Origin of the sequence: Legionella brunensis, assembly GCF_001467025.1 — a bacterium.
GTDB lineage: Bacteria > Pseudomonadota > Gammaproteobacteria > Legionellales > Legionellaceae > Tatlockia > Tatlockia brunensis.
Genome location: NZ_LNXV01000037.1, coordinates 17,346 through 26,784, shown reverse-complemented (window position 1 = coordinate 26,784; position 9,439 = coordinate 17,346). Strand labels below are relative to the sequence as shown.

Sequence of the window (9,439 nt, the reverse complement as noted above, 5' to 3'; positions counted from 1 at the left end):
GACACTGCTTTTAAACGCGTTTTAAAAAACCTTCCCTTAGGTAGTGAGCTTCAACTCGATGCCCCTCATGGCTCGTTTACCCTTCATAATAAAAAAGAAACTCCTGCTGTCTTTCTCACTGGAGGTATTGGCATCACGCCTGTTAGAAGTATTGTAATCCAAGCTGCAAAAGATAAATTAGCACATGAAATTTTCCTTTTTTACTCCAATCATCGACCAGAGGATACTGCTTTTTTGGATGAACTAAAGTCTCTTGAAACAGAAAATAGCCATTATCATTTTATCCCTACCATGACTGATATGAGTAAATCGAAGGAAGCGTGGCAGAATGAAACAGGTTATATTAATAAAAAAATGCTCTCAAAATTCATTAAAGATTTAACGAAGCCTATTTATTACATATCTGGTCCAGCGGCTATGGTGTCTGCAATGCATCACATGTTAAATGAAGCAGGTATTGATGATGACACGATTCGTATGGAAGAATTTTCTGGATACTAAATATTAATAGATTCCAGTGGATATGATTTTATTTGTATCTTAAAAGACAGGAGGTCTTAATGCGCTTTTCTATTTCCCGCTACAATCCAGAAACTGATTCAGCACCTTATATGAAAGATTATGAACTGGAAATTCCCCAAGGCTCTGACATGATGGTGCTGGATGCACTTCAACTCATAAAAGAAGAAGATGAAACACTTGTATTTCGTGCATCTTGTCGTGAGGGTGTATGTGGTTCTGATGGCATGAACATTAATGGGTTAAATCGTTTGGCGTGTATCACATCCCTCTCATCGTTAACTCCGCCCATAGTGATAAGGCCATTGGTTAATATGCCGGTAATTCGCGATTTAGTGGTGGATTTCACCTTATTTTTTAAACAGTATGAACGTGTTCAGCCTTATTTACAAAATGACACCGAGCCACCAAGAACAGAAAGACTACAAACACCTGAAGAACGTGATAAGTTAGATGGACTATATGAATGCATTTTATGCGCGTGTTGCACCAGCTTTTGTCCTTCATCTTGGTGGAATCCGGAAAAATTTATTGGACCTGCAGGTTTGTTATGGGCCAATCGATTTCTTCAAGACAGCCGCGATACAGCAACGGATAAACGTTTAGCTGATTTACAGGATCCATTTAGTGTTTTTCGCTGTCGAACCATAATGAATTGTACGGTGGTATGTCCAAAACATTTAAATCCTTCTGCAGCTATAGCAGATATCCGTCGAATAATGACGAAAAAGGAATCTTAATTTTTCTAATTCAGTAAAGGAAATTAATGATGAATGAGCATCAATTTCGTAACTTAAATTTATTTACTATTCGCTATCCATTCACTGCGATTATTTCTCTATTACATCGATTATCAGGTATTTTTTGTTTTTGCTGATCCCCTTTTTATTATGGATGCTGGATAGTGCTACAGGCACAACAGATGGATTTGAACGGGTGCAAACACTATTAACAAATCTTCCTGCCAAATTAATATTATGGCTATTTTTAGTTGCACTATGGTATCACCTCATTGCTGGCATACGTCATTTATTGATGGATATGGGGATAGGAGAAAGTCTCAAAAGTGCACGCTTAAGCGGAGGAATAACCGTAGTAATAACCCTCCTCGCAGCAATATTATTAGGGAGCTGGTTATGGTAAACAAATTATCAGTGAGTATGAGTTTAACTGGGAGTGGCTTGAAAGATTGGTTAGTACAACGTTTTTCTTCTCTTATCATAGCCCTTTATTTTTTTGTCTTATTAGGATTTTTTTACCTCCACCCAAATCTTGATCATGCCTCTTTACGACATTTCTTTTCTACCACATGGATGCAAGTATTTTCACTTACTGCATTGTTAAGCTTATTTTTGCATGCCTGGGTTGGAATTTGGACCGTCATTACCGATTACATCAACCTCTTTACTATTCGATTAATCATCCAAGTATTAGTCATTTTCACCTTGATTGTGTATTTTTTTTGGGGTGTTGAAATTTTATGGAAAATAGCTTAACGGAGTACTTAAAATGAATTTAGCACAGTATACATTTGATGCAGTAATTGTAGGCGCAGGAGGTGCTGGAATGACTGCCTCATTACAATTGGCACATTCAGGATTAAAAGTTGCAGTCATTTCGAAAGTATATCCCACCCGCTCACACACCGTTTCCGCTCAAGGTGGAATTGCTGCCGCATTAGGTAATGTTCATCCTGATGACTGGCGCTGGCATATGTTTGATACTGTTAAAGGATCAGATTACCTAGGTGATCAAGATAGCATTGAATACATGTGTAAAATGGCGCCTGATGCGATGTATGATTTAGAACATATGGGTATGCCCTTCTCACGCCTGGATAATGGAAAAATATATCAACGCGCTTTTGGGGGTCAGACAATAGAATATGGAAAAGGAGTTGCTCAACGTACATGTGCTGTTGCAGATCGCACAGGACATGCATTGCTTCATACTTTGTTCCAAAATAATGTCAAAGCCAAAACGCACTTTTTCAATGAGTGGTTTGCGATTGATCTTGTAAAAAATGCTCAAAATAAAATTGCAGGAGTAGTTGCGCTATGCATCGAGACAGGTGAATTAGCATTTTTTAATGCCAACGCCACTATTCTTGCAACTGGTGGTTCCGGTAGAATTTTTGAAACCTCCACCAATGCATTGATTAATACAGGTGATGGGTTAGGAATGTCATTACGTGCAGGACTACCGCTGCAAGATATTGAAATGTGGCAATTTCATCCAACAGGATTACCAGGTGTTGGTATCTTAATCACTGAAGCAGTACGAGGTGAAGGTGGATATCTTATCAATAAAAATGGTGAGCGTTTTATGGAACGCTATGCGCCACATGCCAAAGATCTTGCTTCCCGTGATGTTGTTTCTCGCGCAATAGCACTAGAACTGCGTGCAGGTAATGGCTTTAACACACGCGGTATTGATCATGTAAAATTAAAACTCGATCATTTAAGTGCGGAAGTTATCAATTCACGACTACCTGGAATACGCGAATTAGCAATTACTTTTGCACATACCGATCCGATTCATGAACCCATTCCAGTAACACCTACGTGTCATTATATGATGGGTGGCATCCCAACCAATGTACATGGTCAAGTAATTACAATAGGCAATAAGGATGAAGATCAAATCGTAGAAGGACTTTATGCAATCGGTGAATGTGCCTGTGTCTCAGTTCATGGTGCCAATCGTTTGGGCAGTAATTCCTTGTTGGATTTGGTTGTGTTTGGTAAATCCTCTGGCTTACATGCTGAAAAAGCAATTAAAGAAGATTTACCGCTACATTCTGTCACCGAAAGTGATATTGAAGCAGCATGTGCGCGAATCAATCGCTGGAATAATTCTAAAAAAGGAGAAGACTACAGACTTATTCGACAAGAAATGCAAAAAGTAATGCAAATTAATTTTGGTGTATTTCGCATGGAAGAACACATGCTAGAAGGACTCAACCAATTAAAGGAATTGCGTGCACGGCTTCAGCATGCAGTTTTAACGGATACGAGTAATATTTTTAATACAGCACGAATCCAAGCCTTAGAATTAGATAATTTGATGGACGTTGCTTTAATGACTGCTACAGCTGCGTTAACTCGTAAAGAAAGTAGAGGAGCACACAGCCGTGAAGATTATCCAAAACGCGATGATAAGGGTTGGTTAAAACACATCGTTGTTTTTTTAGATGAACAGGTCAAATACCGTCCTGTCAATATGAAGCCTAATTTTGTAGATCCATTAGAACCAATAGAAAGAGTTTATTAAAAATAATAATAATATGGATACTTCATTTCTTTTGTTCCCACTACAACCATTCAGACTTGATTATACGGTATGGGCATTACGTAGAAGGAGCAAAAATAATGTTGATTTATGGCGTGAAAACCGCTACACACGATTGTTTTTTATTGAAAATCAATTGATTAAAGTGGATGTAGAGCAAAAAAATGAGCAAGAAATTTTAGTATCAACCAACCAAACAATTAGCCCCAAAATAAAAAAAGAGTTAGTTCGATTGTTAGAAAAGATGTTAGGTCTGAACTGCAACTTACTCGATTTTTATCGCATTGCAGAACAAGATCCTTATTTAGCTCCTATAGTAAGGCAATTTAAAGGTCTGAAACCACCACGATTTCCAAGTATTTTTGAAGCACTTGTGAATGCAATTTCCTGTCAGCAATTATCACTTGACGCAGGATTACAAGTTCAAAACCGCTTTATTCAATATGTTGGAAAAAATATCCATAATGTTGATGAAACATTTTATGCATTCCCTATTCCCAAAGATGTAGAAAACTGCTCCATTTGGGAATTAAAAAAATTAGGCTATAGCACCAATAAATGCGAAACACTTATTGAGTTATCGTCTAGAATTAGTTCTGATGAAACCTTGTTTCATCATTTAGAAGATAAGACGAACAATGAGATTGTCGCATTTTTATGCCAATTTAAGGGAATTGGGCGATGGTCTGCAGAATATATTTTGTTACGTGGACTAGGAAAAATTGACATGTTTCCAGGAGATGATGTAGGTGCGTCAAACAATTTACAAAACTTATTGCAGATTAAAACAAAATTAGATTACAGGCAGATTTCACAGATTACCCAAAAATGGTACCCCTATGCCGGATTGATTTATTTTCATTTATTGCTACAGAAACTAAAAGCTAGGGGATTGTTTGATATCTGAACTGTGGATAGGAAAATACATTCATGAAAAAAGAGTTTAAAATAGGCGATCATGTTGAATGGAACTCAGAAGCAGGAAGGGTAAGAGGAACCATTAAAAAAATAGTTACTTCTGAAATTAAATTTAAAAATTATACCGTTCATGCATCAAAAGAAGAGCCGCAATATTTGATTCAAAGCGACAAAACAGATCATATGGCCATGCATAAAGGATCAGCGCTTCAGAAGATAAAAGACTAATTTATCTTGGCTACTTTTTTTTCAAATCTCTAAAATTTAAGATGAATTTCTCAGTTAGATTCTAAATCTTATCGTCACAAAATCATCTATATCCAACGTTCATAACATAATCGCGTAATAGCGAGCTCTCAAACTCTGCTTTTTCCATAAGAACCAAAAGAGCATCGCGTGCGTTAATTACCCCTAACGGTTTGAAATTCTCGTCCACGATAGGGACATGTAAAAGATTTTGCTCTTTCATGGTCATCCATACATCGCGCAACAAGTAAGTTGGGCGGCAGTAAATCACATCTTTGGTCATCACCGTCGAAACAGGGACAGTACAACCACAACCCTGGCAAACCGCCATCATGCGAACAACATCCGTTCGAGTAATGATACCAACCATTGCTCCATCCTTGTCGCAAATCACAACAAGATTGATGTGTCGACCATCAAGAAATTTAGCAGCCTCTAATAAAGGAGCATCGTCTCTAATGGTTATAAGACGTTTCTGGGCTACAGGGACTATTTCCTCTACAAATGCTTCTGAAAATGGCATATTTTCACCTTTCTGTAATTATTGATGACATCTTTACCCTTTACAAGCAATGCATAGTAATATACTGATAATTATAGTCTATTGAATAAAAATAAAATAAATAAATTTCGTCATACAAATAAAATTGTAAATTACAAACGGATAGGCGATAGACACACTCGTTATTCGAAGCAACCATAACTTTTAATTATGCACATTCTTCCTTGCATACTGAGTCTGCATACTGAGTCAGTTATTCGCACAAATAATTAACTATAATATATATCTAGCTTCTAAAATTTTATCATGCAAAATTTTTCGATAAGGATGTCGCCATGTTGCAAATAAAAAGATGGATAAATTGGATCATGGGTCTAAAGTTGGAAAGAAACCAGGCGATTATAAATGAGTCATCAGAGGAATCCTTTCCAGCAAGCGACCCTCCCTCTTGGGCAGCTGGAGCACATGACCTTAAACTTCAGGTACCTGCATCAAATCTTGTTCTAACTCATGAATTCCATAAAAGTATACAACAAATCCTTTCAGTTAATGGAAATGAATATTATTACTACAGCTTAAAGGAAGCAGAACAGGGAGGATTGAAGGATTTATCCAAGCTACCCTTCACTTTAAAAATCCTATTGGAAAATTTACTTCGTCATTTAGATGGACACACCGTTACAGTAGATGATCTCAAAGCAATTATTGAGTGGTTAAAATTAAAATCGTCCGATCATGAAATAGCTTATCGTCCTGCCCGTGTCTTAATGCAAGATTTTACTGGTGTTCCAGCTATTGTCGATCTCGCTGCAATGAGAGCTGCTATTAAAAAGCTTGGTGGAAACTCAGAACAAATTAATCCCCTTTCTCCTGTTGATCTGATTATTGATCACTCCATACAAGTTGATGAATTCCTTACTCCAAATGCGTTTACAGTCAATGCTCAGATGGAAATGGAAAGAAATCATGAGCGATATGAATTTTTACGGTGGGGACAAAAAGCATTTAAAAATTTCCGCGTTGTACCGCCTGATACCGGAATATGTCACCAGATTAACTTAGAATACTTGGCTAAAACGGTTTGGACACAGCAAATCAATGGAAAAATATATGCCTACCCTGATACGTTAGTAGGTACAGACAGTCATACAACCATGATTAACGGTCTTGGGGTACTTGGGTGGGGAGTCGGGGGTATTGAAGCAGAAGCAGCTATGTTAGGACAGCCCATTTCATTGCTCATTCCCGAAGTCATTGGGGTAAAATTGGTAGGACAGTTACAGGAGGGAATTACAGCAACTGACTTAGTGCTTTCTATCACCCATCTTTTGCGTGAAAAAGGGGTCGTTGGTAAATTTGTTGAATACTTTGGTGATGGGCTACGTTATTTATCCATTGCGGATAGAGCAACGATTGGTAATATGTCACCTGAATATGGTGCTACCTGTGGCTTTTTTCCTATTGATGAAATAACCCTTGATTATTTACGTTTAAGTGGACGGGAGGAACAAGACATTGCTCTTGTTGAAGCTTATGCGAAAACTCAAGGACTATGGCATGATCCTCATCTTGAGCCTGTTTATACCGATATAGTGACACTGGATTTATCCTCGATTAAAGCGTGTATTGCTGGCCCCAAACGCCCACAAGATCGCGTTGAATTGTCCTATCTGACAAGTACTTTTAATCAATTCTTAACAGAAAATCACCGTACTGAAGAAAAGGAAAAATCGTTTATTACCGATTCAAACTTTGAAATGCATCATGGAGATGTAGTTATTGCTGCAATTACCAGTTGTACCAATACATCTAATCCCAATGTACTTGTTGCAGCAGGATTGTTAGCAAAAAAAGCGGTGGAAAAAGGAATAACACGAAAACCGTGGGTCAAAACCTCATTTGCGCCAGGCTCTCAAGTAGTGACTCGCTATTTGGAAGAAACTAACTTACAAAAATATCTTAATGAACTAGGATTCACATTGGTAGGTTATGGGTGTACCACATGTATTGGAAACTCCGGACCACTTCTCGAATCTGTAGAAAAAACGGTGATTGAACATGATTTGATTGTTTCAGCGGTACTTTCAGGTAATCGTAATTTTGAGGGACGTATTCATCCGCTTGTTAAAGCAAATTGGCTTGCATCACCACCGCTTGTTGTGGCCTTTGCACTTGCAGGGACCACATTGATTGATTTGACAAAAGACCCACTTGGAAAAGATGCATCAGGAAATCCTGTTTATTTAAAAGATATATGGCCAACAAATGCTGAAATTGCACGTGAAGTAGCAAAAATAAGCAGAATCATGTTTCATGACACTTATGCACATATATTTGAAGGAACAGATGAATGGCGTGCGATGAAAATTTCCAAATCAGATACTTATGCCTGGCCAGAGAATTCAACCTACATTCAACACCCACCCTATTTTGATGAAATGAATGTGAACCCCGAAAAAATTAAAGAAGTAAAAGGAGCTCGAATTTTAGCACTCTTTGGAGACAGTATTACTACCGATCATATTTCACCTGCAGGCTCCATTAAACCGGACAGCCCTGCAGGAAAATACCTACAATCCAAAGGAGTCTCAATCAAAGATTTTAATTCTTATGGATCGCGTCGCGGAAACCATGAAGTCATGATGCGAGGAACATTTGCTAATATTCGTATTAGAAATGAAATGACGCCTGATGTTGAAGGAGGTTTTACAAAACATATTCCCAGCAATGAAATCCTACCCATATATGATGCAGCAATGCGTTATAAAAAGGAGCGCACCGCATTGGTTATCATTGCAGGGAAAGAATATGGAACAGGCTCTTCTCGAGATTGGGCGGCAAAAGGACCAAAGCTTCAAGGTGTGGTAGCCGTCATTGCAGAAAGTTTTGAACGAATCCATCGTTCAAATTTGATTGGGATGGGAATTCTACCTTTAGAGTTTCCTGAAGGGGTTACCCGTAAAACACTGCAAATTACAGGCTCTGAACTCATTGATATTGTAGGTCTTACTCATGAGATGAAACCACGTATACCAGTAAAAGTAATTATCCATAAAGAAGATAAGACTCAAATTGAGGTTCATCTAATCTTGCGAATTGATACGTTAAATGAATTAGATTACTACAAAAATGGCGGAATTTTACACTATGTACTAAGAGGAATGTTAAAAACTTAAATTAATAAGCCGTACCATCTCCCAGGAGCAGAGACAATGAATATTCATGTGAAACGAATTTATGAGGAATCAAATAAATCAGATGGGTTTAGAATACTACTTTGGCCTCGTGGCATTAAAAAAAGTGACTCTCAGATTGATCTGTGGTTAAAAGACATTGCACCTAATGACTCTTTACGTAAAGGGAGATAATTATGGGTAATCATTTAGCTTCTATTCACTGGCAACGTAATGGACAAGATTTTAATTATGAAACCTATGATCGTACATATACGATCACATTTAGTGGTGGAAAAAACATTCAGGCATCAAATCCAAAGGAGTATTTCGGTAAATCAGAACTACCTAATCCTGAGGAATTGCTTGTATCCGCTTTATCAGGTTGTTACATGCAGACTTTTCTTGCAGTAGCGTGCAAAAGTGGTTATCTCATTGATAGTTATATTGATGAAGCTATTGGTATCACTAATAAAAATGAACAAAGAAAAATTAGTGTTACAGAAATTAAATTACATCCCAAAATTAAATTTGGTGGCGCTAAACTTCCTGACGACAATGCTCTAAATAAAATGCGTGAAAAAGCGCATGAACATTGTTTTATTTCGAACTCAATTAATAGTCACGTGAACATAGAGATAACCATTACCTAGACCAGGACTCTAAGATTGTGAACATTATATTCGTTCTGCTCTCATTTTACTAAAAGCCTTATAGAATTTTATTGACGCTTACGCTAACAAGGATTACCCAGCTTTTTAAGTGATTGCTTGAGATCAGCAGTTCTTAC

Annotated in this window: 11 protein-coding genes; 10 read left to right on the top strand and 1 reads right to left on the bottom strand. The window is 37.6% G+C overall.

The window, feature by feature from the left end:
• From Lbru_RS17895 to Lbru_RS16405, 7 genes are all read left to right on the top strand, one after another.
• Positions 1 to 501, top strand: a 501-nt coding sequence (locus Lbru_RS17895) for an FAD-dependent oxidoreductase (RefSeq protein WP_238583908.1), incomplete at its 5' end; no start/stop codon positions are given.
• 59 nt (positions 502 to 560) lie between these two features.
• The gene (locus Lbru_RS16430; RefSeq protein ID WP_044012778.1) at positions 561 to 1,259 is read left to right on the top strand and encodes a succinate dehydrogenase iron-sulfur subunit; all 699 of its coding nucleotides are present in this window, start codon (positions 561 to 563) and stop codon (positions 1,257 to 1,259) included.
• A 124-nt stretch (positions 1,260 to 1,383) separates the two neighbouring features.
• Entirely contained in the window at positions 1,384 to 1,662 is a 279-nt protein-coding gene (sdhC, locus tag Lbru_RS16425) for a succinate dehydrogenase, cytochrome b556 subunit (RefSeq protein WP_238583907.1), read from the top strand.
• Positions 1,656 to 2,015 carry a succinate dehydrogenase, hydrophobic membrane anchor protein gene (gene sdhD / locus Lbru_RS16420; RefSeq protein WP_058443209.1) on the top strand — a complete coding sequence of 120 codons (360 nt, stop codon included), beginning with the start codon at positions 1,656 to 1,658 and terminating at the stop codon, positions 2,013 to 2,015. The genes sdhC and sdhD overlap by 7 nt, the downstream gene beginning before the upstream one ends.
• Positions 2,016 to 2,028: 13 nt before the next feature.
• Positions 2,029 to 3,792 (top strand): succinate dehydrogenase flavoprotein subunit, encoded by a 1,764-nt coding sequence (gene sdhA / locus Lbru_RS16415; protein WP_058443208.1) that lies wholly within the window; start codon positions 2,029 to 2,031, stop codon positions 3,790 to 3,792.
• Positions 3,793 to 3,805: 13 nt separating this feature from the next.
• Positions 3,806 to 4,717 (top strand): DNA-3-methyladenine glycosylase family protein, encoded by a 912-nt coding sequence (locus Lbru_RS16410; RefSeq protein ID WP_058443207.1) that lies wholly within the window; start codon positions 3,806 to 3,808, stop codon positions 4,715 to 4,717.
• 23 nt (positions 4,718 to 4,740) lie between these two features.
• Positions 4,741 to 4,956 carry a hypervirulence associated TUDOR domain-containing protein gene (locus Lbru_RS16405; RefSeq protein ID WP_058443206.1) on the top strand — a complete coding sequence of 72 codons (216 nt, stop codon included), beginning with the start codon at positions 4,741 to 4,743 and terminating at the stop codon, positions 4,954 to 4,956.
• A gap of 82 nt (positions 4,957 to 5,038) precedes the next feature.
• Here the strand turns inward: Lbru_RS16405 and Lbru_RS16400 are convergent, their stop codons facing one another.
• Entirely contained in the window at positions 5,039 to 5,497 is a 459-nt protein-coding gene (locus Lbru_RS16400; RefSeq protein WP_058443205.1) for a CBS domain-containing protein, read from the bottom strand.
• Between the two features lie 314 nt (positions 5,498 to 5,811).
• Between Lbru_RS16400 and acnA the strand changes: the two genes are divergently transcribed.
• The 3 genes from acnA to Lbru_RS16390 are packed head-to-tail and all read left to right on the top strand — an operon-like array spanning position 5,812 to position 9,302.
• Complete coding sequence (gene acnA / locus Lbru_RS16395) at positions 5,812 to 8,652, top strand: aconitate hydratase AcnA (RefSeq protein WP_083500954.1); 2,841 nt, start codon at positions 5,812 to 5,814, stop codon at positions 8,650 to 8,652.
• A gap of 36 nt (positions 8,653 to 8,688) precedes the next feature.
• The gene (locus Lbru_RS17305; protein WP_131793613.1) at positions 8,689 to 8,844 is read left to right on the top strand and encodes a DUF488 domain-containing protein; all 156 of its coding nucleotides are present in this window, start codon (positions 8,689 to 8,691) and stop codon (positions 8,842 to 8,844) included.
• A 2-nt stretch (positions 8,845 to 8,846) separates the two neighbouring features.
• Positions 8,847 to 9,302 carry an OsmC family protein gene (locus tag Lbru_RS16390; protein WP_058443204.1) on the top strand — a complete coding sequence of 152 codons (456 nt, stop codon included), beginning with the start codon at positions 8,847 to 8,849 and terminating at the stop codon, positions 9,300 to 9,302.
• Positions 9,303 to 9,439: the final 137 nt, after the last annotated feature.

Excerpts from the sequence above, each read along its gene's own strand:
- Lbru_RS16430 (WP_044012778.1), top strand. The coding sequence starts at position 561 with ATGCGCTTTTCTATTTCCCGCTACAATCCAGAAACTGATTCAGCACCT.
- sdhA (WP_058443208.1), top strand. The coding sequence starts at position 2,029 with ATGAATTTAGCACAGTATACATTTGATGCAGTAATTGTAGGCGCAGGA.
- acnA (WP_083500954.1), top strand. The coding sequence starts at position 5,812 with ATGTTGCAAATAAAAAGATGGATAAATTGGATCATGGGTCTAAAGTTG.
- Lbru_RS16390 (WP_058443204.1), top strand. The coding sequence starts at position 8,847 with ATGGGTAATCATTTAGCTTCTATTCACTGGCAACGTAATGGACAAGAT.
- Lbru_RS16405 (WP_058443206.1), top strand. The coding sequence starts at position 4,741 with ATGAAAAAAGAGTTTAAAATAGGCGATCATGTTGAATGGAACTCAGAA.
- Lbru_RS17305 (WP_131793613.1), top strand. The coding sequence starts at position 8,689 with ATGAATATTCATGTGAAACGAATTTATGAGGAATCAAATAAATCAGAT.
- Lbru_RS16400 (WP_058443205.1), bottom strand. The coding sequence starts at position 5,497 with ATGCCATTTTCAGAAGCATTTGTAGAGGAAATAGTCCCTGTAGCCCAG.
- Lbru_RS16410 (WP_058443207.1), top strand. The coding sequence starts at position 3,806 with ATGGATACTTCATTTCTTTTGTTCCCACTACAACCATTCAGACTTGAT.
- sdhD (WP_058443209.1), top strand. The coding sequence starts at position 1,656 with ATGGTAAACAAATTATCAGTGAGTATGAGTTTAACTGGGAGTGGCTTG.